Origin of the sequence: Microbulbifer agarilyticus (assembly GCF_019800665.1) — a bacterium.
Lineage (GTDB): Bacteria > Pseudomonadota > Gammaproteobacteria > Pseudomonadales > Cellvibrionaceae > Microbulbifer > Microbulbifer agarilyticus_C.
On sequence record NZ_JAHVKO010000006.1, the window covers coordinates 1 to 24309 of the forward strand.

16 protein-coding genes are annotated in these 24309 nt (G+C 56.3%); 10 read left to right on the forward strand and 6 right to left on the reverse strand.

Translation table 11 applies throughout. From position 1 onward, the window contains the following. Positions 1–243: 243 nt before the first annotated feature. Together KUV22_RS14675 and KUV22_RS14680 are read right to left on the reverse strand one after the other, a co-directional pair. Positions 244–1602 carry a type II toxin-antitoxin system HipA family toxin gene (locus KUV22_RS14675; protein WP_222232374.1) on the reverse strand — a complete coding sequence of 453 codons (1359 nt, stop codon included), beginning with the start codon at positions 1600–1602 and terminating at the stop codon, positions 244–246. After that, positions 1596–1940, reverse strand: coding sequence for a helix-turn-helix transcriptional regulator (locus KUV22_RS14680; RefSeq protein WP_222232376.1), 345 nt, complete (start codon positions 1938–1940; stop codon positions 1596–1598). The genes KUV22_RS14675 and KUV22_RS14680 overlap by 7 nt, the downstream gene beginning before the upstream one ends. A gap of 354 nt (positions 1941–2294) precedes the next feature. On the opposite strand from KUV22_RS14680, the gene KUV22_RS14685 reads away from it, so the two are divergent. The 7 genes from KUV22_RS14685 to KUV22_RS14715 all read left to right on the forward strand — a co-directional run bounded on the left by KUV22_RS14685 (position 2295) and on the right by KUV22_RS14715 (position 10718). After that, positions 2295–3782: an MFS transporter gene (locus tag KUV22_RS14685; protein ID WP_222232378.1), complete on the forward strand. Its 1488-nt coding sequence runs from the start codon at positions 2295–2297 to the stop codon at positions 3780–3782. Between the two features lie 128 nt (positions 3783–3910). Next, positions 3911–5290, forward strand: coding sequence for an alanine/glycine:cation symporter family protein (locus tag KUV22_RS14690; RefSeq protein WP_222232380.1), 1380 nt, complete (start codon positions 3911–3913; stop codon positions 5288–5290). 293 nt (positions 5291–5583) lie between these two features. Next, positions 5584–6189 carry a bactofilin family protein gene (locus KUV22_RS14695; RefSeq protein WP_222232382.1) on the forward strand — a complete coding sequence of 202 codons (606 nt, stop codon included), beginning with the start codon at positions 5584–5586 and terminating at the stop codon, positions 6187–6189. Between the two features lie 81 nt (positions 6190–6270). After that, positions 6271–7482: a hypothetical protein gene (locus tag KUV22_RS14700; protein WP_222232384.1), complete on the forward strand. Its 1212-nt coding sequence runs from the start codon at positions 6271–6273 to the stop codon at positions 7480–7482. Positions 7483–7549: 67 nt separating this feature from the next. Beyond that, positions 7550–8908 (forward strand): hypothetical protein, encoded by a 1359-nt coding sequence (locus KUV22_RS14705; RefSeq protein WP_222232386.1) that lies wholly within the window; start codon positions 7550–7552, stop codon positions 8906–8908. Continuing rightward, complete coding sequence (locus KUV22_RS14710; RefSeq protein WP_222232388.1) at positions 8908–9630, forward strand: OmpA/MotB family protein; 723 nt, start codon at positions 8908–8910, stop codon at positions 9628–9630. Before KUV22_RS14705 ends, KUV22_RS14710 begins: the two co-directional genes overlap by 1 nt. Further along, positions 9630–10718 (forward strand): hypothetical protein, encoded by a 1089-nt coding sequence (locus KUV22_RS14715; protein WP_222232389.1) that lies wholly within the window; start codon positions 9630–9632, stop codon positions 10716–10718. The genes KUV22_RS14710 and KUV22_RS14715 overlap by 1 nt, the downstream gene beginning before the upstream one ends. 90 nt (positions 10719–10808) lie before the next feature. On the opposite strand, the gene KUV22_RS17415 is transcribed toward KUV22_RS14715, so the two are convergent. Both KUV22_RS17415 and KUV22_RS14725 read right to left on the reverse strand, forming a co-directional pair. Next, on the reverse strand, positions 10809–11456 hold the full coding sequence (locus KUV22_RS17415; protein ID WP_261319591.1) for a L,D-transpeptidase: 648 nt from the start codon (positions 11454–11456) through the stop codon (positions 10809–10811). A 560-nt stretch (positions 11457–12016) separates the two neighbouring features. Beyond that, the gene (locus KUV22_RS14725) at positions 12017–13675 is read right to left on the reverse strand and encodes an alpha-amylase family glycosyl hydrolase (RefSeq protein ID WP_222232391.1); all 1659 of its coding nucleotides are present in this window, start codon (positions 13673–13675) and stop codon (positions 12017–12019) included. 308 nt (positions 13676–13983) lie between these two features. Here KUV22_RS14725 and KUV22_RS14730 point away from each other — a divergent pair, with 308 nt between their 5' ends. Beyond that, on the forward strand, positions 13984–15171 hold the full coding sequence (locus KUV22_RS14730; protein ID WP_222232394.1) for a hypothetical protein: 1188 nt from the start codon (positions 13984–13986) through the stop codon (positions 15169–15171). A gap of 207 nt (positions 15172–15378) precedes the next feature. Beyond that, positions 15379–16086: a hypothetical protein gene (locus KUV22_RS14735; protein WP_222232396.1), complete on the forward strand. Its 708-nt coding sequence runs from the start codon at positions 15379–15381 to the stop codon at positions 16084–16086. Between the two features lie 58 nt (positions 16087–16144). On the opposite strand, the gene malT is transcribed toward KUV22_RS14735, so the two are convergent. After that, entirely contained in the window at positions 16145–18871 is a 2727-nt protein-coding gene (gene malT, locus KUV22_RS14740; RefSeq protein WP_224919348.1) for an HTH-type transcriptional regulator MalT, read from the reverse strand. Positions 18872–19031: 160 nt separating this feature from the next. Beyond that, a complete protein-coding gene (locus KUV22_RS14745) occupies positions 19032–20834 on the reverse strand; it encodes a glycoside hydrolase family 9 protein (RefSeq protein WP_315857562.1) in 1803 nt (600 codons plus the stop codon). A gap of 352 nt (positions 20835–21186) precedes the next feature. On the opposite strand from KUV22_RS14745, the gene KUV22_RS14750 reads away from it, so the two are divergent. Beyond that, positions 21187–24210 (forward strand): TonB-dependent receptor, encoded by a 3024-nt coding sequence (locus KUV22_RS14750; protein WP_222232402.1) that lies wholly within the window; start codon positions 21187–21189, stop codon positions 24208–24210. Positions 24211–24309 lie beyond the last annotated feature (99 nt).

Below are 24309 nucleotides of genomic sequence, written 5' to 3' on the forward strand. Positions count from 1 at the left end.
CAGCATGCGCACCTATTGACTGCTTGTATCTATTCTCGTTGTTGCATTCCCAGGCTTCGGTGTAAAAAGAAACACAAACAAGAAAAAACGCAATTACCTTATTCATAGTGTGCCTTAACAGTTTTATTCATAAGCCCCAGATATAGACATTATGTCTGTATATAGCCATAAATGCCCATATCTAGACATAATGTCTAAATATGGATGTCTATATCTGGGCATAAATATTTTGCGAATTCCCGCTTACAACCCAAGCCTCAGGTTGCTCCCTACCTCATCAACAAGTGAAGACGGTACGTTATTGGCCATTGCAAGCTTCTGCCAATCTGAAACCTGCTCCACTACTTCCTCAACAACCCCATCAATTTTCCGCTTGCTAAACAGCGGGCTTACCGCTTCCAGGCTGTATAAGTCCGTGCGGGAAAAATCATCACGCTTGCCGTTCAAGCTCATCCAGTGGCTGTTCACCCAGCGGCTGCCGGGTTTGTAGCTGTAGGCGAGGTCGTAGGCGGGGGCCAGTTGCCAGGTTTTGCCGTTGAGTTGGAAGGCGAAGTTCTTGGCGTGGTCGTCGTGGTTGCGGGCGACGATGTTGAACACCATGCGGCGCAGCAGTTGTTCGGCATCGGTGGCCGGGAGTTTCAGTTGCCGCGCCACGGCGAAGAGTTCGCCATAGGAGTAGGAGCCGGGCACCTTGTAATCCACGTGGGCAATGCCGTTTAAGGTCTGGATATGGGTCTTGTGGTTGCCGCGGCGGTCGAAGCGTTCGGTAATAAAGTGCCGCCGGTCGCCTTCGGTGAGCAGGTGGCTGGGCATCATGTGGATGCCGCAGGCGGTGGCCATTTTGTAGTAGACGTATTCCATGGCGCCGAAGCCCATGGGGTCGCCGAAGGTTTCTTTGTTTTTGTTGTGTTCGCTTACACCGTCGAACTTCATCAGGTAGTGGGTGAAGCCTTCCGGCACGTCGGTCTGCCCGGAGCGCACTTCGGTGAAGTCCTGATTAAACGCGAGCACCGCCTTGGGGCGGGCGCCGCCGGCGCTCATGCCCACGGAAAGCAGGGCGAGCATTTCTTCCGGGTGGGCGGCACGCTCGTCGTTTCCGTTCGGGCCCAAATTCACCTGAAAGCCGGCGCGGCTGTCGAGTACTTCCTGGGCAATGCCCACCAGTTCGTCGATGGCGATGTGCTGGGAGGCGTTCAGGTGTTTGAGACGGGTGGCGGGGGCGTATTCCAGTGCGCCCATGCCGCGCTTGCCGGTGTATTGCAGCCGTTGCAGTGGGGTGATGTCTGCGGGCTGTTTGCCCTGGGCGGCCATCCACGCGTTCAGTACTGCGTTGCCGAAGTCGTCGGGCAGGGAGTCGGCAATCATGCCGTTCAGGCCGCGGTAGGTGTCGAAGCTGAGTTGTGGGAATGAGTAGATGCGCTTGGTCAGTGGCATCTTGAGCGGCGATAGTTCGATGCCGGTGTCGATAAATTCGGGGGTGTATTCAAAGGCGCCCAGGCCGGTGTCGGTATCAAAGCTGACGGCGCCGACGTTGTGGCTCTTGGCCTCGCCATCGGGGCCGTGGCCGTCCGGCAGGTGCACGCTGATGACTTCCATTACCATGCGGTTGTGTCCTCATCCGTGTCTTGATCGCTCTCTTGCTTGTGCTGGCCAGAGGCCCGCTGCCGCTGTTTGCCCTGGAGTTTGGCCAGTTGTACCGGCGAGGGGGGCTGGGGTGGCAGGAAGTTATCCAGCTGGGTGGTGAGGTCGAGGGCCTGGAGTATGGCGATCAGCGCTTCCAGCTGGACCTTGCCTTTCTCCGCATTCATCACCGCTTTGCGGCCCACACCGGCACGCTCGGCCACCTCCAGTTGAGTGAGGTCGAGGTTGAGGCGGGCCTGCTTCAGGCGCTGGCCGAGGAGCTCGGCAACGGCGGCAGGGGATTTCGCGGTGTAGTCCATAATGTCCTTTCTATGGGATTTTAAGCCGCTTTTGTCCGATTATGTCCCAATTGTGGGACTTTGTTAACACTTTATTTTTAGTCCCTAAATAAGGACTTTATTCGATTTTAAATATTTAAAGTGTAAATATAGGGACCTTATGGGTAGTCGTGCTTTTTGTGTGTTGCTGGCATTTTGTACACTTTTCCGGCGGGTGTACCCCTAACTCCGCCCCCTCTAGGGAGGATGGCTGGGCTTGTGATGGCTGACAGAATTCATCCACAACCAGAAATACGGTAATCAGCGCACAGTGCGCAGGCGGCAATTGGCCGGCCAGCGCGTGCGCTAGCCCACAATAAACAGGCGAATACAGCGATGAAGAAACAGCCCAAGCTTCCCTTTTGGCAGGTGTGGAATGTCAGCCTCGGTTTCCTCGGGGTGCAATTTGGTTTTGCTCTGCAAAACGCCAACGCCAGCCGAATCCTGTCGGACCTGGGTGCCGACCTGCACTCCCTGTCCCTGTTCTGGATCGTAGCGCCGCTGATGGGCTTGCTCGTACAGCCGATTGTTGGCTCTGCGTCTGACCGAACCTGGAGCCGCTTCGGCCGTCGTAACCCCTACATTCTGTTTGGTGCCATTGCTGCGGCGCTGGGTATGGCGTTTATGCCGAATGCCAGCATTGTGGTGGCCTTTATTGCACCCATCCTGTTTGGTGGTGTGATGCTGGCGCTGATGGATGCCGCCTTCAACGTCACCATGCAGCCGTTCCGCGCACTGGTATCCGACATGGTGCCTTCCGAGCAGCGCACCGTGGGCTACTCGGTGCAGTCCCTGCTGATCAACATCGGCGCGGTCATGGGTTCCATGCTGCCGTTTATCCTCACCAACGTGATTGGGCTGGAAAACACCGCGCAGGCCGGTGAAGTTGCGCCTTCTGTTATCTGGGCCTTCTATATCGGTGCTTCTGTGCTGCTGGGCTCGGTACTGTGGACCGTGTTCCGCACCAAAGAGTATCCGCCGGAAGAGTACAACGCGTACAAAGGTATCGACGCGGAAGAAGTGGCTCGCGAGCGCGCCGAGCGCAAATCCCTGCCCCAGCGCCTGGCCGGTTTCTTCGCTCTGCTGGTGAGCATGCCGAAAACCATGCGTCAGCTGGCGGTAGTGCAGTTCTTCTCCTGGTTCTCCCTGTTCATTATGTGGGTGTACACCACCCCGGCCATCACCCAGCACGTGTGGGGTGTGGAAGCCAAGTGGTTTGATCACGATTACCTCGCCACCGTTGGCGAAATCCCCGCGCACATCGCCGCCGCCAAAGGCGCCGCCGGTGACTGGGTGGGTATTATCTTTGCCGCTTACTCCCTGTTTGCCGCGCTCTTCTCCATCGTACTGGCGCGCGTAGCGCACACCATCGGCCGCAAGCCGACGTACGCGCTGTCCCTGCTGCTGGGTGGCCTGGGTTACATGAGCTTTGTACTGTTCAAAGGTGGTGATGCTACCCAGGTGAACCTGCTGATCACCGAAGTAACCGTACCGAGCGGTGCCGTTGGCCTGATGCTGCCGATGATCGGTGTGGGTATCGCCTGGGCCGCAATCCTGGCGATGCCATACGCGATCCTGTCTGACTCGCTGCCGGCGGCGAAGACCGGTGTGTACATGGGTATCTTCAACTTCACCATCGCCGCCCCTCAGATCCTGTCCGCACTGGTTGCCGGCCCGATCCTGGCGACCGTATTCGACAACCAGGCCATCTACATCATTATGCTGGCCGGTGTGTTTATGGTGTGCGGTGCCATCTCCGTATTCTTTGTGCGCGAACACGAAGCCGAGCCGGAAGCGGATAGCGGTGAGGCTGCCGCAGCGTAAATTCAAAGCATCGATTGCTGATTTAAAGCCCCTGTAAAAGGGGCTTTTTTTTGCCTGTAATTTGAGATTTTAAGGCGATTGGGCGAATATCGTCGGTTTGCTGTAAACCGACGACTTCGCCCATTTTTATGTCCTTTCTCCAATCGCTCGAATCCGCCCTCAATACCTTTGTCGCCTACGCTTGGGGCACGCCACTGCTGGTGTTGCTGGTTGGCGGTGGCCTGTTTCTGCTGATTAGCTCCCGCGCACGCCCCTATCGCCATCTTGGCCATAGTATCGACCTGCTGCGCGGCAAGTACGACGATCCGAACGATCCCGGCCAGGTATCCCACCGTCAGGCGCTGTCCACGGCGCTTTCCGGTACGCTCGGCCTCGGCAATATTGCCGGCGTGGCTATTGCCATCAGTGCCGGTGGCCCGGGGGCGATTTTCTGGATGTGGGTAACTGCACTGGTGGGGGTTGCCACCAAGTTCTATACGGCTACCTTGGCGGTGATGTACCGCGGCCGCGATAGCAGTGGTGAGATCCAGGGCGGGCCCATGTATGTGATTCGTGAGGGGTTGGGCAAGTACTGGCGCCCACTGGCCTACCTGTTTGCGATCGCCGGCCTGTGCGGCCTGCTGCCTTCCTTCCAGTCCAACCAGACGGTGCAGCTGCTGCGGGTATCCTTTGCCGAGCCCATGGGCTGGGTAAGCGCAGACAATAGCTTCCTGTTTGATTTCTCCCTCGGCCTGTTACTTGCGCTGGCGGCACTGGCGGTAATTTCCGGGCGCATTCAGCGCATTGGCCGTTTCGCGGTGCGCATTGTGCCGGCCATGGTGATTTTCTATCTGTTGCTGACCCTTGGGGTGATTGCCTACTTCTGGCAGGGCATTCCCGATGCGTTCGCGCTGATTATTAGCGACGCATTTACCGGTAAAGCGGTTGCCGGTGGCGCACTGGGTGCAGTGATTGCTACCGGCGTTAGCCGCGGAGCTTTTTCCAACGAGGCCGGTATTGGTACCGAGTCTCTGGCTCACGGTGCGGCGAAAACTACCGAGCCAGTACGCGAAGGCGTGGTGGCGATGATCGGGCCGATCGTGGATACCTTGATTGTGTGCACCTGTACGGCGCTGGTGATTCTGCTGACCGGTGTTTGGCAACAAGGCGAAGGTATGGAAGGCGTTTCCATGACTGCGGATGCATTTAGCAGCGTGTTTGGTGGCTGGGGCCCGGTACTGCTGCTGATCATGGTCGTGCCACTGGCATTCAGTACCATCGTTACTTTCTGGTACTACGGCATGAAGTGCTTTGTGTTTTTGTTCGGCACCCGTTTCCAGGTCGTGTACACGGTGCTGTACATGTTGCTGATTATTCTGGGTGCGGTGCTGTCACTGAACATTGTGAACAGCCTGATTATCGGTATGTATGCGGTGATGGCGATTCCCACCATGCTGTCGACTATTCGCTTGTCTGGTCGGGTCAATAAAGCAGCACATGACTATTTTGTAAAAACTCCCGGAGCCTGATTTCGAACCAGAGTTATCGCCGTAAATTTCGTGCGATTTTTCGGCATTATTTTGGCGTGCGCGATACTTGTGCTTTTTGCCTGCAAGCGCACCTGAAACGAGCGTGTTGCGCGCTTTTTATGCGAATGGGTTAATTAGTCGCTTGGCGCGTAAAAATTTATTGTGAAGGGCCTCACAAAGTCGGCCGGTGGCCGGTTTTTTTGTCTCACTCGCTATGGGAACTGTCACCAAAAAACGCTACAAACGTCGTTTAACAAAAATTCATAAGCTCTCTACGGTTATTAGGTGGAACAATGGCGAATCCTCTCGACCCCAAGCCAGATGCAAATCTGGATTCCAACTCTTTTCTTTCTGGGATGAACGAAGGTGGTGCAGCTGAGCGTCCTTTCGCGGACAAGCTCGATGCATCCATGGCGAAGGATCGCTCCGTAATCGGTAAAAACATCAAGTTCCGCGGCGAACTGATCGGCACCGAAGACCTGCACATTGAAGGCACCATCGAAGGCACCGTCATTATGGAAGGTCACGACCTGTCCATCGGTCGCGAAGGTGAAATCAACGCGAACATCCACGCGCAGAACATCGTGATCAACGGCACCCTGACCGGCGACGCGCTGGCCGACGAGCTGATCGAAATCCGCAACACTGCTGTGGTTAAGGGCAACCTGATTGCCCCGCGCATCCAGCTGGATGACGGTGGTAAGTTCCGCGGTTCCATGGATATGGTCGACACCGATGACGAGATGAAAGCCCGTCACTCCGAATTCAAAGACAAGCTGGTTCACCCGAACCTGCCGCCGAAGGACGAGGCGCCGAGCGCACCTGCGGCGAAAAAGTCTTTCGCTCCGAAAGACAGTGCCAAGGATCAGGCCAAGGAAGCGGAGCTGGCTGACAGCTAATCCCCGCTGCAACGCCGCAGGCTCTCCTGCGGCGTTGTGTATTTTCCCTTTGGCTCACGCCCCGAATTCTTGCGATAAACAATGCAACACCGTTCTTTTGGCCTCGCTGCGTTAACGACCGAGATGGTCAAAAGTGGGGACCGAATCCTCGACCTCGGGCCACTCTCGTCCGGCACTACCCAGGCTTTTCTTGGCCTTAACTGCCAGTGTCACATTGAAGACCTGGTGGAATACCTGGCGGACAACCAGCACAGCGACGATCCGCTGCAAGCGCTGGAAGATCACCTGCTCCCCAAGCCCGCGAACTTAAAGTTCGACGTCATCCTGTGTTGGGACCTGCTCAACTTCCTGGATCTGGATGTTATCCAGCACCTGATTCGCCTGCTGCAGCCGCACCTAAAGCAGGGCACCATCCTGCATACCATGCGCTACACCGGCCGCAACCAGCCGAACAAACCGCGGCGCTTCCGCCTGCAGGAGAACTTCTGCTTCGAATATGTGGATGACCCGAGTTATCCACAGGTGGCGTCCAAGGGACACTCCACGGTGACTCTGTTGAAATGTATGGATCGCTTCAGCCTATTCAACTCGCTGATGAAGCGCGAGGGCATGGACCAGAACGTTACCGAGCATTTCCTCGAGTACGACAGCACCACCTCGCGCAATCAAGTGCGCAGTGGTGGCGCCTCCGACGTAAGCGCATACTTCCGTCAGGTACGCGACGACGAGCAGGTCGCATTTGCCGGTATCGGCAAAGCCCTGGCTGCCCTGCCTGCCGGTGCCACGGTGCTGGATTGCGGCCGCAAGAACGGCCGTAATATCGATGCACTGAAAAAGAAGGTGGGCTCCCTGTACGTGGAGGACCTGCACGCATCCCTGGCCTGGCGCAAGAAAATGCACGGCGAGGGCAGCGGTTTCAGTGAGTCCATGTTCAGCTTCGACCCCGGCACCAAGCTGGACGGGGTTTTTCTGTGGGACCTGCTGAATTTCTGTAGTCCGCAACAAATTGAAGCCCTGGGCGAACTGCTGGCCGGGCGGATGAACCCCGGTGGCCAACTGCATTTCCTGGTGTACAAAGCCAGCCAGCAGCCGGAGCGCCCGGCGATGTACGAGGTGTTGGAAGACGAGCGCGTAGCGGTGACCGGTATTGCCGATGGCCGCAGTGACCGCAGCCTCGGCAGCACCGCCGACCTGATGCGTCTGCTGCCCGGCTACCGCCTGTTCAGTCACCACCTTGCCCGCTTGCCCTCCGGGGATTCGGTGCAGGAATTTGTGTTGCAGTTAAAGGGCTAGATGCTCTAACCAAGAAACAGAAAATCAAAAAAATTAAATCGAGTAGATTTCACACGAGATTGCTTCCATGTCTGAATTTTTGCGCTCTGTCTTTGTTGCCCTGAGTCCGGATGCGGTTACCGAAGGGTTCCTGTCGCTGATGCTGGTGCTGTTTGCGCTGGCGCTGGTGTGCCGTTTTGTGCGTCGCGCGGATGAGTTTGTCGAGCAGGCCCCGGGGCTGCTGACTTCACTGGGTATTCTCGGTACCTTCACCGGGGTGATTATCGGCCTGTTCGAATTCAGCCTGGCGGATATCGACGAAAGTATTGCCACCCTGCTGGACGGTTTGAAAACCGCGTTTATCACCAGTGTGTGCGGTATCGGCCTGTCCATTGTGCTGCGTGCATTGACCCGCTTTATCCCGGTACCCGGCGATGTGGCCGAGGTAACCGACCTGGCGGATATTCGCGATGCCCTGCAGCAGTTGCAGAGCGAGCTGGTACAGGGCCAGGAGCGTCAACTTAAGCAGAGCGAAAACCAGTTGAGCGACTTTTCCAAGCAGGTATCGCAGGCGCTGGTGGAGCAGATGGAACAGGTGGTGGTGCGCTTTAACGAGCGCGTGGAAAACCAGTTCGGCGAGAACATGACCCGCTTCGGGGAAAACTTCGCACGCTTCGATGCCATGGTGGAGACCCTCACCCAGGAATACAAAGCGCACGAAGAGCGTGTGGAGTACTGGTCCGAGCACTGCGACACGGCGGTGATGGGGCTGGTACAGGTAGCGCGCGACCTGCAAACCATTCACCAGCAGCTGGCGGAAGTGCCGCAGTTCTTTGACGGCATGGAAAACGTCAACGCGCAGGCGCGCGAGCAGATGCACGCGGTTACCGAGCAACTGGACCGCTACCGCGGTGTTGCGGCACAGATGCAGAATGTATTGCCGCACCTGGGCGAGCGTATCGATCAGTTCGTGAAGGGCATCGATGTGGTGCAGCAGGTAATGACCAGCGATATGCAGCAGTCCCTGGTCAGCATCGCCAAACAGAGCGAGCTGCTGGGTGCGCAGATTCAGGCGGTCTCCGGTGCCTTCGAAAAAATGTCGAGCCTGGACGCGGACTTTATTCAGGGCCTGGTGCAGGATTCTGTCACTACCCACCGCAACGGTATGCAGGAGCTGGCACTGCAGCAGGCACGTACCCACCAGGAAATGGTGGATGCCCTCAGCCATGTGATCCGCAAGAGCCTTGGCGACGCCGAGAATTCCATCGGCAAGCAATACCAGCTGGTGGAGCGCAAGATGGAAGAAGAAGTGGAAGGCGTTATGTCGGCCATGGGGCAGGCGCTGGCCACCATCAGCGGCCAGTTCACTCGCGATTACCGCCAGCTGGTGGCGCAGATGCAGCGCCTGAACCAGTCTGCGGAGCGTGCCCGTGAGGAAGTCGCCTGATGGCAGCGAGGCCGGGGTTTACCCGCTCCGGGGCAACGACCCGCGGTGACGGTGAGTCCTCGTGGATCAGCGTGTCCGACCTGATGGCCGGCCTGATGATGGTGTTCCTGTGCATCGCCGTGGCGATGATGCGTTCGGTGATGATCGAGCGGGAAAAGATTCGCACCATCGCCATGTCCTACAAGGAAAACCAGCTGGCGATTTATGAATCCCTGCAACAGGAATTCGCGCCGGATCTGGCCCGCTGGGGCGCCACCATTGACCGCGACACGTTGACGGTTGCGTTCAATAACTCCGATGCGATGTTCGATACCGGTGAGGCCGCGCTCAGCGCCAGCTATCAGGTGGTGTTTGAAGAGTTCTTTCCCCGCTATATGAATGTGCTGGTGCCGTATCAGGATTCGGTGGATGCGGTGCGTATTGAAGGCCACACCAGTTCCGGCTGGGGTCAGAGCCTCGATCTGAATGCCATGTATTTCAATAACCTGCGTTTGTCGCAGGATCGCGCGCGCTCAGTGCTGCGTTTTGTGTACACCCTGGGTGAAGTAACCACTCACCACGCCTGGATGATGCAGAATGTGGCGGCTGTCGGGTATTCTTCCTCCCGTCCGATATACAATGCGGACGGCAGTGAGAATATCGAGCAATCCAAGCGAGTGGCTTTCCGCGTGATCACCAATTCCGAAACCAAGATCCACAGCATCCTTGAGGAGTCCTTCTAATGGGACGCTTCTCCCGGCATTTTGAGGCGCTGACCCAAGCGATTTCCGGTATGGGAAGCTCTGGTGATACCGCTGTGGCAGAGGCGCCCGCGGCAAAAGTTGCAGTGCCGGAAGAGGTAAATGCGGCGCTGGACAGCTCCATCGAGCAGGCATTGCTCAAGGGTATGGAAGTCACCCTCGGTGATCTGGATCAGACCGAACACGGTTGGTTGTACCGTGGGCACCCGGTAATGGTGTACTCGGTGGATGTGGCTGCGGTAGACGACCTGCAGGTGCGCAAAGAATTCTTTCATCGGGTGCACCTCGCCAGCTGTTGCGGAGCGTTGGAGGCATCGGATCAGGTGGTATGGATTGGCACCGCCCGCGAAGCGCTGGCAGCGCCCGGCCTGGAAAGTGCACCGCACGCCTGCGAATACTGCCTGGCCAAGGTCAACCACCGCGGCTATCGTGGTCTCGGCCCGCGTGACCGCAAGCGGGTGGCCGATGCATTTAATTTCCACTGGCATGTGAGCCAGTACGCGCAGGAATTTTTCACCGCGGACGCTGCGCATTTCTGGGCACCGGGCAAACAGGCCCGGGCGCTGGACCAGATTGAACCAGATGCGGCCGACAGCGGTACCTGTGGCTTTTGTGAGTGGCAGGTGCCCGCTGAGAGTGGCTGGTTTGTGCCGGTCCAGCGCGGTACCGAGCTGGGTATCTCCATCGACGCGTGTGTGCTGTGCGCACAACAGCAGGCGATGGGCGTACTCACCTTGCCAGATGATAGTGCCTTGGCTGCGAGTCAGGTGCGCTATGCGGATCAGGAGTCCGCACAGACATCATCCCCTGAGGGAGAGGCGCAAGAAGAGCGTAGCTGGACTCAGGTGCGCCACCAGCTGCCACTTTCCTGGCATCCGCTGTGCGAACAGTTGGAGCGCAATCTTTCTGCGCCGGTACTGTTCCAGCGCTTCACCGGTTACGAAGGCGTTGCTGTATTGGCGTGGCCGGAGCATCGCCGCGGTATTGTCGCCAGTGCGGAAGAGCGTGAATTACTACCGGAAGGCTGGGACTTCTGGACCATGCAGGATGTGTTGGGCAGCCTCGGCTGATTTACACACGAGAACATAAAAAAGAGGGCAGCTTACGCTGCCCTTTTTCATTGGGGGGAAGATATAGGAGTGGCGAGGAGATATCGCCGTTTATTTGCGTACCGTTACTTTGGTACCGATGGGAGCATTTTCATAAAAGATTTTGGCCATGTGCCAGGGCAGGCGAACGCAGCCATGGGATTCCGGACGGCCGGTAACTTTACCGGCGTGCATGCCTACCGCGCCGTTGAAGCGCATGAAGAAGTCCATAGACGCGCCGCGGAACACAGTGCCGGCTGGGCGTTTATCTTTGCGCACATCCACGCTGGATTTGCGTACATATCCGGCCCGATCTACGTACTGGCCAAACAGGTTGGAGCGGTGATCAATATTTTTTTCCGAGACGCGGAAGCTGCCCGTCGGGGTGCGGTAGCCGGCAATACCGGTGGCGATGGGGGTAATACCCGCGAGGCGTCCACCCTTGTAGAAATAGGCACGCTGCTCACTGATATCGATAATGATATGCGGCGCTCCACCAATCACATCCCGGCGCCACCAGGCACTGCCATCGGTCATGGATCTGTGCTGCTGGTACGGGTAGGGATAGTCACCGGCTTGCGCTACCGGGGCAAAAACCGCTGACGCGGCTAGCACCAAGCTGGCAGCGACGGCGATTTTCTTGAAGAAATTTTTAATCGAAAAGCTTTTAAGTGAAAAGCTTTTAGGTGAATAGTTCCGTGAGTTGGAAGAGCCTTGCATGCATACCTCATCTGCTCTCGCGAGCAACTTGCAGGTCGGCTGTGCGGCAAAGCTTGCAGAAAGTTGGGTGCCCTTTTTTCAGGGCGAACGAACCCCTGCACCGCTATGCACAATTTCGACCTTTGAATTTCCCCAAAGCGACGCGCCGGTGTGTCCCGGTTTGGCCGCGGGATGAGCTTGCCCATCGGCCCGCATGGCGCGGACCTCTGGGCAAGTGAGAGGCATGGTAGGGTCTGTTTTTGGCGCTTTTTACATTGAAATGGAATGAGCAGAGGCGTCGATAGAAATAAAACTCCACAGTCACGGCCGAATGCGAGGCAAAAAAAAGCCGGCTAAACAGCCGGCTTCGAAAAATTCCAGAAAACTGGAAATCGTGCTTCGACGAGAGAGCAACTTCGTTAACGATCTTATTGAGAGGTACTCCTTTTGAGCCTGCATTTCGCGAGTGGTTCGCCGCAGCAGGGGTACAGGCGTTAACAGAAACGCCAATTTCTCAATAAAGTCAGTGTTTTTTCCTTTCCTTCTGTGAGGCTATTTTTCGCTGGCTTGCGTGTTGGGGTTTACTTTTTCAGGAAGACCCGTGCCGCGGCAGCCGGCAGTTCGATCTTACTGCCGCTCAGCGCGCCCGCAAATCCTTCTGGAGTAATGTCTTCGCTACCGGCAAACGCTTCCGGCAGGTCGATTTCCGCCGCTTCCTGGCCCAGGTTCAGGGCCACAAAATAACGCTCTGCGTCGCCTTCGCTAGCGCGCTCGAATACCAGCAGGTCGTCGCCGGTTTCCAGAATGTTCTGGCTGGCGGTGGCCAGGGCGCTTGGCAGTTCCGCGTGCCACTTCAACAGGGCGCGGAAGCGGTTCAGCATTGCGTGCTGGTCGTCTTCCTGAACGGAGGCGGCCAGGTGGTAGTGTTCTTCAGCAACCGGCAGCCAGGGTTTTACCTTGGAGAAGCCGGCATTGATTTCGCCACCGTTAAACCACGGCATCGGGGTACGACATCCATCGCGGCCTTTGAATTCTGGCCACAGGTTGATGCCGTACGGGTCTTGCAGGTCTTCGAACGCCACGTCCGCTTCCGGCAGGCCGAGTTCTTCGCCCTGGTACAGGCACACGCTGCCACGCAGCATCAATTGCATCAGCAGGAACATCGGCGCGCGCGCCATAGCGGTTTCGCTGTCGAAACCTTTGTTCCAGCGGGTGAAAGAGCGTGGTACATCGTGGTTGGAGATGGACCAGCAGGGCCAGCCTTCTTCGATTACCTGGCGGTTCTTCTCCAGCGTGTCACGCAGGAACTGCGCGCTGCAGTCTTCGGACAGCAGGTCGAAGGAGTAGGCCATGTTCAGGCGGTTTTCCGTGGTGTACTCGGCCATGATCTTGTGGGTGTTGTCGTCGCCCACTTCGCCCACGGTCATTGCACCCGGGTACTCTTCCAGCAGGGCGCGTACGCGCTGCAGGAATACCAGGTTTTCCGGCTGGGATTTATCGTGAATGTGCCACTGGTACTCGTAGCTGTTTACCGGCGGCAGGCCGTTTTCGTCCAGCTTCACTGGGCGGCCCGGGTTGTCCTGCAGAGACTGGTTGTGGAACGCGTGGTTGATGGCGTCCAGGCGGAAGCCGTCGACTCCACGGTCAAGCCAGAAGCGCAGATCCGCGAGCAGCTGCTCCTGAACTTCCGGGTTGTGCAGGTTCAGGTCCGGCTGCTCTTTGAGGAAGTTGGTCAGGTAGTACTGACGACGACGGGTGCACCAGCGCCAGGCGCTGCCACCGAAGTTGGACATCCAGTTGTTCGGCGCGCTGCCGTCTTCTTTGGCATCTGCCCACACGTACCAGTCGGCCTTGGCGTTGTCGCGGCTGGCGCGGCTTTCTTCGAACCAGGCGTGCTGGTCGGAAGTGTGGCTCAGGATCTGGTCGATGATGACCTTCAGACCCAGAGAGTGCGCTTTCTCGATTACCCGGTCGAAGTCGGCCAGATTGCCGAAGATCGGGTCAACATCGCGATAGTCAGATACGTCGTAGCCGAAGTCTGCCATCGGTGACTTGAAGAACGGGGAGATCCAGATCGCATCCACGCCCAGGGATTTCACATAGTCGAGCTTCTCCACGATACCGGGCAGGTCGCCGATACCGTCGCCGTTTGCGTCGCAGAAGCTGCGCGGGTAGATCTGGTAAATAACGCCGTTGCGCCACCATTCCCCGTTTGATTTGTCTTTGTGAATACCGCTCATGCCAGAGTCCGTCAATGGATACTTATTAGGTTAGGGTGAGTATGGCGATACGGGAGGCGGCGTACCTCCCCCCTGATCGGGGGGGGAGGGGGAGAATGTGGCGGCTTAAATGCCGTCTCTGACCGAAAGGTCGGTCATTTCTGGGGGCTGATCTGGAGGAGGCCCCCTCTCCCTTATCGTCCCCAAGTCTACCCCAAAGCTGGTACCGGTGTGCCTGCAATAATTGGCTCCGCAGCTTGAACAAGAATATCGCGCTCTTTAACATCCTTGACGCTTTCAAATGGAATTGAAACGACGCAAGGATTTGCATGAGCGCACCAATCTCCTCCCAGCCCCTTTCCCCCCAGAACACGTCATTAATCGCCGGGCAAAGTTCTGGTAAACCTATTCGATGCATCCCGGAACTAAAGCCCGTTTACCTGCAGCTGCAAAAAGCTGCCCACCGAAATCATCATTGGGCGAGAATTGCGGTAAAAGAACTCAATGCACTGACTACCGGGATGCTGGGCAAAAATAATGTGTACGTCCGTCCTGAGTCTCGGCGCAGCTCTGGCGGAAGCGAAAAATACTATGTGTTCTTGCCGGGTCTAAAAGCTACTGTTGTGCGATGGCCCAATGACCAGTTTTGTATTACTGAGTTGGTTCTGGATGATAACTATTACCACACGCATAGATCGGGTCAGGAGCAGACTCGGTTAGGCACATATAGAGCAAAATTGGGTCCAAATAATAGTTCTTGGCACACTCAATATGTTGAGGACGGACAGGTAAGTCCGATTTCCGGCCGATTAGTTACCGTCGCAGACTCGCATTACGAAACTGCTAATGACGCAGCGAATTACAGTATTGCTGGAGCTATGACATTTCTTGGTAAAAACACGATCTCAGTGAGAATTGATGGGTGCGATCTGCACTTTACCCCTGGTAATAAGCGCTTAGGAAGTCTCGTCTGCTACGACCCGATTACAGTTGATTCTAGTCGTGCTTCCGCTGTTCATCTAGCGGCAACTATGGAACAGGCTAGAAAAGTTAGATCTGTTGCTTGGGTGGCTGACTTTGGCGGCTCAGCGGTGCTGACCCAGGCTATGCAAATTCTAGCGAATAAGGGTGTTACTCTACCGGATCATACTGTTTATTTTTATCGGCCTCGCACTTCTCCAGCAAAAGCATTAAAGCTTGCACATCAACTTAAGCTTAGTGTGAATAAGAATTTTGCGGATACTGGATTGAGTGCAAGAGGAGCGTTAAGTCAGTTTTCGGTAGCTGGTAGACGGATGAATAATAAGAATGATCTCTATGATAGAAATGAGCATGCCACGGCATGGTTGAAGGGAGCTATTTCAATTTCTACGCCAATCGGTGTGGCAGCGGCTGTGGTTGGTGGCCCCGCAATGGTGATGCTTGGAAGTATTGCAACTGCCATTGGGGGAGTCGGCGTATCCTATGCAGTTGGGCAGAGTGTGGCTCAAGATGTGCGTAGAAGATTTAAATTGTGAGGTTGAAGAGTGCGTAATTTTATAAAGTATCCTCCAATCGAATGGCGTAAGAGGCACGAGTCCACTGTTCCAGCAGGGCCATTTTTTACAGGGGCTCCTACCATTCCCTTATATCTGGCAGGTAGTAAAGTCTGTATTACTGCCCCGCGCCACAGCCCCCGCCGCTCTGTTTGCAAACAAAAAAGTACTTATCCCGGATACGATGTATTGCGTGATTCTCCGGCCGGATTGCACACTGACCTTACCATGCCAAGCCGGCGCTGGGGTGTTGCATGTTTGTTTGCGCGTCGGTGGGCCTTTTACGGTCCCTGGATGAGTGGTTGCAAGGGTGAGTTGCATGCTTCTGTTGCAGTGATTGGTAGGTCGGATGAGCATCCGTTGCCAGATATTTCATTCTTTAACCCAAAAGTATTCGAAACGCTTATCATGCACTATCTAAATGATCGTTACGGATACGAAAACTGGGAAGGGCATCACTCCCATGTGCCGCGCTATCATGGACCAGTAGACTGGAAGATACATCGCCACCTTCCAGTTCCTAGTGCTAGTTTTAAGATATGTGGCCGAGGAGAGAGTTTACGGGACCTTTACTTGCGGGATTATCTTTTTGTATTTCCAGTGAGTGATCAATACTTTGTTGAGGTCTGTTTTATTCAGGATTTTTACAGTCGTGACAAAAAAGGCAATTTGGCCTTTGATAAGACTCCTATCCAAGAGCTTCAGGATAAAATATTTAGGAGTATCACGCTGGAACTAGGCCCAGAAGCTCAAGCCAGTGTCGAGAAAGTGAAATCCAAAGTTGGTAGCTTGCATATGTGCAAGGATTTTGCGCCTTTAAAGTGGCCCACCAATATCTATCCTCCCGAAGCTAGCGGTAGCCCAGAGATAAGGCAAGCATTAAGAAATGATGCTTAGCTGTTGGTAGGATTCTTTAAAAAGCAAAAAGGCCGGTGTGAATCACACCGGCCTTTTTTTATGGCTTGTCCTGCACCGAGCGTAACAGCTGCTCTGCCAGTGCAATCGCCTGCTGGCGATCTTTCACATCGAGTTTCTGATACAAACTGCGGATGTGGGTCTTGATGGTGCTGGGCGCTACCTTGAAGTGTCGCGCGATACGCTCGTTGGAAAGGCCTGAGTGAATCGCATTCAGCACCTGCCACTCGCGTGGGGTGAGGGGAGAGTGACGCAGGAAGTCGGGCACGGCATCGCTGGCGAGGATTTCGCGCACGATGGTTTCGTCCAGTTCGATACGGATGCCGCCGCCGAGCTCCGGCTGCTGTTGCGCGAGCTTGATGAGCTTCTGTGCCTTCTCGGTCTGGGCCTCGTTCAGGGCCTGCTCGCCGGTTTCTTCCAGCGCAGCTTTCAGCAGGACGATCATCGGCTTGCCGATTTGCAGGAAGCTCGCGTTGAGCTCGCTGTCGAGCATGATGGTGAGCGCCGCACGCAGATTTTCCAGCGCTTTTTCACGGCGTTCACGCAGCCAGGCAAGGTGGGCGGCGAGGACGTGATTACGCAGCTGGTCGGTTATCAGGCCGCATTCATCCGCGACCTGTTGCAGACGGCCGAGCAAGCGGTTGGCATCGGAGTACCGGTGCAGGGAAATCAGTGCACGCACATGGTTGCGGCCGTAGCACTGCTCGAAATGGTTGCTGGGGCGGTCGGCAACCGGTTCCGCCTGTTCCTGCCAGGTAGCGATGGCTTCGGTGTTTTCCAGGGCCTGCCAAACGCGCATGCGCGCCGCATCGGCGTTGGCAACCCAGTCGCGGTGATACTGTTCACCGGAGAGCAGGTGCTCAACCCGCTCCATCCATTCAAGGCATTCATCTTTGTCGCCACGCGCCAGGGCGACTTTCAACAGCAGTGTGTATTCCGGCAGCAGCCAGCGCTCGCCCACTTTGCGGTTAATCTGCATGCCGCGGCGGGCGGACTCGGCAGCGCCGTCCAGGTCGCCGGCTTCCCACTGCAGCTGGCCTTTCAGGCGGTAAATAAATTCGGAAATCGGCAGGCCCACAAGATGGTGTTCCTCGATCAGCCGCTGCGCGCGCGCCTGTAGTGCGGCGGCCTTTTTCAGCAGGCCGTTGGCGAAGGCGATTTCAGTCTGCTGGCACACTGCCCAGGCTGCATTGGGGATGTCCTGCTGCGCGAGGGTGGCTTTTTCCACAGCCTCCATATGGTGCATGGCCTGATCCAGCTCACCCAGGCAGAAGCTGGTTTCACCGATAACCAGCTGTGCGGCAATGCGCTCGCTGACCTGATCTTTGGGGAGTAGGTCGAGGGCTTCCTGTGCGTACTCTTTGGCTTTGAGGATTTGCCCGCGGGACACGGCTGCCTGCGCGCGCATCGCGGCAAATGCGCCTTCAAAGGCTTCCCATTGTTTGGGGTCTTCCCGTTGCAGCCAGCTTTCCGCCGCCGCCAGCAATTTGTTACAGCGCTCGTAATCAAAGCTGTCGCGGGCGAGGCGCGCCGCCAGCAAAGTGAACGAGGCGTGGCGTTTGATCAGGTCTTCGCCCAGCCAATTGAGGCTGTCATTGAGCACCCGGAATTGGCCTTCGCGCAGGAACTGTTCGCCCTGTTCGGCGAGTAGGCGGTGTACCCGGTCGCGGTCTTCCGCCTTCAGTGCATGGCGCAGGGCTTCCAGCGGTTGCTGCAGCTCTTGCCAAGTATCACTGGCGGTCTGGTGCAGCTGGGTAAGCTGGCTGCCGTCGGATAACTGGCGCTGCAGGAAGCGGGCAAATACTGGGTGGAAGCGAAACCATTGGCGGCTGGAATCCTGCGCTTGCAGGAACAGGCCGCGACTGGCCGCGGTTTCCAGCTGTTGCTGGCCACCAGTCTGGCCACTCAGGCGTTCCGCCAGCAGGCCATTTACGCGGGTTAGAATAGAGGTGCGGGCAAGCAGCTGGCGCAACTCCGGCTCCAGCCGTTCCAGTACCTCTTCGGCGAGGTAATCGAGAATATGTGCGTGGCCCTGCTCCAGTTCGCCCAGATAGCGGTCTACTTCTTCCTGGTCACGCACGGATAGCGCGAACATCTGGATGGCCGGCGGCCAGCCTTCGGACAGCTGATGCAGCTGGGCAACACGGTCACTGCCGAGAGTAAACGGCAGGCGGCGAGCGAGTAGCTGGGTGGTTTCGTCGATGGTGAGTGCCAGGTCTTCCGCACCCAGTTCCAGCAGTCGGCCCTGCAGGCGCAATGCGCCGAGGCCCAGTGGTGGCTGGCTGCGACTGGTAATTACGATACCGATACCTGCCGGCGCATGGCGCAGCAGAAAGCGGGTGGCATCGTGGACGATAGGGTTGTCGATCTGGTGGTAGTCATCGAGGACGATACGCAGTTCACTGGGGAGCTGGCGCAATTCCGCCAGCATCTGGCTGATCACCAGTGAGGGATCGAGATTGTGCTGAGCGGCGAGGATCTTGCTGGTTTCCGGCACGCCATTGCCGGTAGCGCGATGCACGCTTTCTACCAGGTAGCGGCAGAACTGGCCGGGCTCGTTATCGCCGCCGTCCAGGGAGTACCAGGCAACCGGGTTGTCTTGTTCGAGTGCCCAGGAGGTGACCAGAGTGGTCTTGCCGTAGCCGGCGGGGGCGGTGACCAGTAATAGTTGGTCACTCTGACTTTGTTCCAGCAGTGACAGCAGCCGAGGCCTCTGCAACGTGTGTTCGGGGCAGTCGGGAAGGCTGTACTTGGAGGCTAGGAGCATGGCATTGACCAATCAACAGGACATTGACCGGGGTTCCCACACACCTAAACCCCGGGAGGCACAATTGTACAGTCTTAGTGTGCCAGCCCGGAATTTCGTTCACCTCCCCCTTGGCAGGGGGGGGAGGCGGTGGATACTTTGCGACCAACTGGTCGCGGAGCTAGTGGGCGTCCTCGGAGTCCGAGCCTATCTGGTCGTGCTGGCTTTCCAGAGCGTGCAGGCCGTTGATCAGGTAAGCAAAGGGCGCATTCCAGTTGATGGCGATTTCGTTGCTGGCGAAGCTGCACACATGGTCAACGAACGATTCATCGGCGATGTCGCTGGGGTAGTTGCAGCCATCGTGCTGGCCCGGGTTGGGCCCGCCGACAAGAAACCCGGGCAGGGGTGGAAGCTCCGGGCGCGCGGCAGTGAGACGGTGGTGTGGGTGCTGCGGGGTGCGGATACCGAAGCCGGTGACAAACGAATAGCCAGTGGCGTTGCGTCCGAGCAGGTAGTCGCGGGTATCTTCGGCACTGCGCAGGAAGTCTGCGTTACCGGTGATGCGGAAGGCTTCTAATAACAAAATGCCCTGATTAGCCGCCACTGAATTGCTCCCCCAGACGAAATGCTTGGGGTCGCTGCTGATGGGTGAGCGGTAGGCGTTGCGCGTGCTTGCCAGGGTTAGGTCGAGGGCCGCTTGCACCAGGTTATCGGCCACCCTTTTTTGCCACGGGGTGCTCTCTTTGGGGAGCTTGCCTGCATTGGCGAGCAAACTGTAATACCCGAGCCAGCGCACATCGCCCCAGCTTGGCAGTGCGTATTCGGTGGGAGTGGTGCGGATAATCTTCCAGTACTGTGGCTCGCCAGTGGCGAGAAACAATTCCGCGGCAGCCCAGAAGTGTTCGTCGGTAAAATGTTTATCGCCGTAAGCGCCAGTTACGATGTCTGGGTCAAACTGTTGGTTCAGCTGGTCCTGTCGGTACGCCACCGCGGGGTTTTCCTCTGCCCATTGCCAAGCTGCCCGCGCCGAATTCAGGTAGTGTGCGGCCTGCCGTGGTTCAAATGGTGCGAATACTCGTGCGGCCTGCGCCATAACGGCGGCGAAGTCCAGTGTTGCCGCAGTACCTTTCTGCACCATGTAGCGCGTCTTTGTGGCGAGATGTGGGGCCACCATACCCTCGAAGTTGGCGGTGGTCAGTTTGTGGTACACACCGCCGTCATTGGGATCCTGCATATCAGTGAGCCAATCCAGGTTGTAGCGCACCTCGTCGAGAATATCGGGCAGGCCATTCTCGGACTCGGGAATATTGAGCGAACGTGCTGAAAAATATTCGGGGAAGCGTTCGTACGCACTCATCAATGTACCCATCGTAATACCGCTATTGACGACATATTTGTTGTAGTCGCCGGCGTCGTACCAGCCCTTGGGGGCCGACACGATAGTACCCGCAGGGCGCTCGGCACTGGCAGCCGAAGAGTGAATCAGAATTTTGTCATCCGCGTGTCCTGCAGGTCTGGCCCAGATACCTGCGTAATGCTCTTCAATGGGCATGGAGGCGCGCTGAAAGTAAAACGCCTTGAGGCTGGCATCAGCCAGAGCGTCGTAAAGCCCACTCTCAACTCGAAACACTTCGCGCTGCCCCTCGGGTAATTCTATTGCGTAGGTGCCGGGCGCTTGAATCGCGCTGAAATCTGCTCGCCAGCTCTGCGTGCCCCCCAGGGTCTTCTCTTGCGATGCCTGCATTCTGCCGCGCAGCGCCGCTTCATCTGTGGACAGATCCCGTATGACGAAAGTGCCAGGATTACTGTCTGCGAGTACGACCGCCAATTTATTGGCGGCTGGCAGGAATCCAAGTTGATTCATACGGATCGGATTTTCAGCGGTGGTTGAGAGTTTTTCTGTTGGTGCATTCGCTCCAACACTACCGGCAAAAGCCATCCATAAGGAAAAAGTGAGTGCCTTTGTTCTTGTATTGGAAATCATGTGGGCTCCAGGCCGGTGGGACGGAAATATGGTTCTGTACCTGATTAAGACGTTTCAGAAGCCGTAATCGAACACGGATTTTCGGTATCGCCTGCCGTTTACCATTTTTTGTTTGACCAGAGGGGGACTATTGCCCCTGCTCGCGCGTCCTCCTGAGTAGATAGGGCAAAGTTTCACGCTTGGCTGTGCTTTTGAAGTGTGGATACCCGCAAGGGGCGTCCTATCCGGCACCGCCGATACGGTGCCTGCATTGCAAACAATAACCTTGAAAAATAACCAGAGTCGCCGTCCGTCCCGAGAGAGAGCAGCTTTGCGTGGGGCGAAGACGGGAAATGCGAAGAGGGAAATCCGAATGTTCAAACGCACAAAACTGTCGGGTGCGGTGGTCGCTGCCATCGCCTCAATGACTTGCGCGCCACAATTGCTCGCCCAGGAAGATACCCTGGAAGAAGTAACCGTTGTCGGCATCCGCGCCTCCATGGATCGAGCCATGGATATCAAACGGGATTCGACCGGTGTGGTGGATGCAATTTCTGCCGAAGATATGGGTAAGTTCCCGGATACCAACCTGGCCGAATCTCTGCAGCGGATTACCGGTGTGTCCATCAATCGCGTGAACGGCGAAGGTGCTGAAGTAACCGTGCGTGGTTTTGGCCCAGACAACAACATGGTGACCCTGAATGGACGAACCATGCCTACTGGTACCACTTACGGCGGCGGTAGCGGTTCTGATGGTTCTACCAAAGCTGGCGGTACGCGCGCATTTAACTTCGCGAATTTGGCTTCAGAAAATGTGAGTGGTGTTGAGGTATACAAAACCAGCAAAGCCAATGTGGCGACTGGCGGTATCGGTGCCACCATCGATATTAAAACGACCCGCCCGCTGGATAACCCGGGTCTAACCGCCAGCGCTGGTGTAAAGGCGGTGGCAGACACCACCAACCGCTACAACGACGATATCACACCGGAATTTTCCGGTATTGTCAGTTGGGCCAATGAAGAATCCACCTGGGGCGCGTCTTTGGCGTTGAGCCATCAAAAGCGCGATTCCGGTTATTCCGGTGTGACCGTAAACAACTGGAATATTGGCGTTTGGGGGCAGGATGACCTGTACAACCAGAATCCGGTAACCGACGCAGACAAAGCGGAAATTGTGAATGCGCCGGACGATGGTCAGCTGTATGCGCGTCCCAATGACTTCCGCTACGCTTTCTCCGATACCCAGCGCGAGCGTCTCAACGGACAACTCACTTTGCAATTCCAGCCCACCGAGAAGCTCACCGCGACCGTTGACTATCTCTATGCAGACAACGATATCGAAGAGCATCGCGGTGAAGTTACCAACTGGATTCAGAACGGTTCCAACCTTGCACGGATAGTGTTTGACGATTCTGAAATTGCTACACCGCTGTCTCTTAGCGAGGCCTATGGCGGTACCGTGGATATCGGTTTTGAGCAGCAGTACCGTGCCCAGAGCAACACGCTCGATTCCCTGGGCGTGAACTTCGAATTTGAGGTGAATGACGCGCTCACCCTGGCGTTTGATGTGCACGACTCCTCTATGGAAAGTCTGCCAACCGGGCCGGACCGTGCGGGTGAAGTGGCCATTGGTCTTGGCTCACCCACAGTGACAGGTAAAACACTGGATTTCTCCGGCACCACGCCGCAGTACTCTCACACTACGACCGTAGCGGGCAATGCGTTGACCGCACAGAATGTAGGATCTTCCATCTTGCGCGTACGCGGCGCCGGCTCCGTTAATGACATTACGCAGGCGAAATTCGACGGCCAGTTCGAATTCGATAACGGTCGCTTCGACTTCGGCATCGAAACTCGTCAAATGGAAATGAATGCCTACCAGACTTCTGGTGTAAATCAGGCGCTGGGTAACTGGGGTATCGCAAACCCGGGTGAATTTCCGGCGGATATGCTGGACGTGATCAATGTGGCCAGCGAGTTTGAAGACTTTAATACTGGCAGTAGTCCGGCAATCGCATTCCGCGGCGATGCGGTGGCTTTGACTCGCTACGCTAACACCCTGTACCCGGATACCTGCCTGTGTGTGTCCGACACCAACACGTTCAGTGATGTGCTCGAAGAAGATACTTCGGCGGCATATTTCCAGGTTGGCCTGAATAGCGAACTAAATAGCATGCCGGTGAACTTCCTCGCCGGGGTTCGCTACGAGACGACCGATGTGTCGTCCCAGTCACTGGTTAACCCAATTCCGTATTTGGTTTGGGAAAATAACAACGACTTTGCCCCGGGTGCGGCAGGCGATCAGGAAGCCTGGTCTGAGCGCGCCAGCTACGACAACCTCTTGCCGAGTCTGGATTTCGATATTCAGTTCACCGAGGATCTGGTGGGTCGCTTCTCTTACAGTAAGTCCATTGCCCGCGCGGGTTACGGTGATCTGAAAGTGGCACCAGGTAACTTTGAGACCGGCGGCTCTACATTAAATGGCGCCATTCCTACCGCGACTTCATCCAACCCGGGTCTGCTTCCACTGGAGTCTAACAACCTCGACTTGTCGATGGAGTGGTACTACGGCGACTCCAGCTACGTGTCACTGGGCTTCTTCGAGAAGCGTGTGGATAACTTTATCGGCACCGGCCAGGTAGACGAAACCCACTTCGGTATTCTCGATCAGACTGCTGGCCCACGCGCCATTGCCGCACAAGCCGAACTGGAATCTCTGGGGCTGTCCACAGATGACACCAACCTCTATGCAATGGTTGTGTTGATGGAGCACCCGGAAGCTATTACCGATAATCCGACTGTGTTCCCGAATGGTGTTTTTGAAGGCACAACTGAGCAGCTACTGTTGCTGGGTGAAACCGCTGGGTGGGATATCATCCCGGAAGCGGGCGACCCGGAAATGGTGTTCCGCACCAGTAAACCAATCAACAACCGCGAAGCGAAGATCCACGGTGCAGAACTGGCCGCCCAGCACTTCTTTGGCGAGAGTGGCTTCGGTATCCAGGCTAACTACACCATTGTGCGCGGTGACGTAGGTTTTGATGATCTGGGACTGCCAACCGAGAATCAGTTTGCCCTGACCGGTCTCAGTGATACCGCGAATGTGGTATTGGTTTACGAAAACTTCGGTTTACAGGCGCGACTGGCTTACAACTGGCGCGATAAATTCCTTACCGCCACCAACCAGGGGTCATCCCGTAACCCGCGTTATGTAGACACCTTCTCGCAGATTGATATGAGCATAGGTTACGATTTGACCGATCAAATTGCTCTGTCTTTCGAGGGGATCAACATCACTGGAGAGGACATCAAGGAGTACAACCGTAACGAGCGTATGGTGCGCTATATGGATGACCTTGGTGCACGTTACCAGCTCGGGGCTTACTACAAGTTCTGATGATTTTGGTAGTAAAGTTTGTTGTATGACAACTCAGAAAGCCGCTGGAGACAGCGGCTTTTTGTGCATAGAAAATACCGGTAGTATTAACTTGTGGTT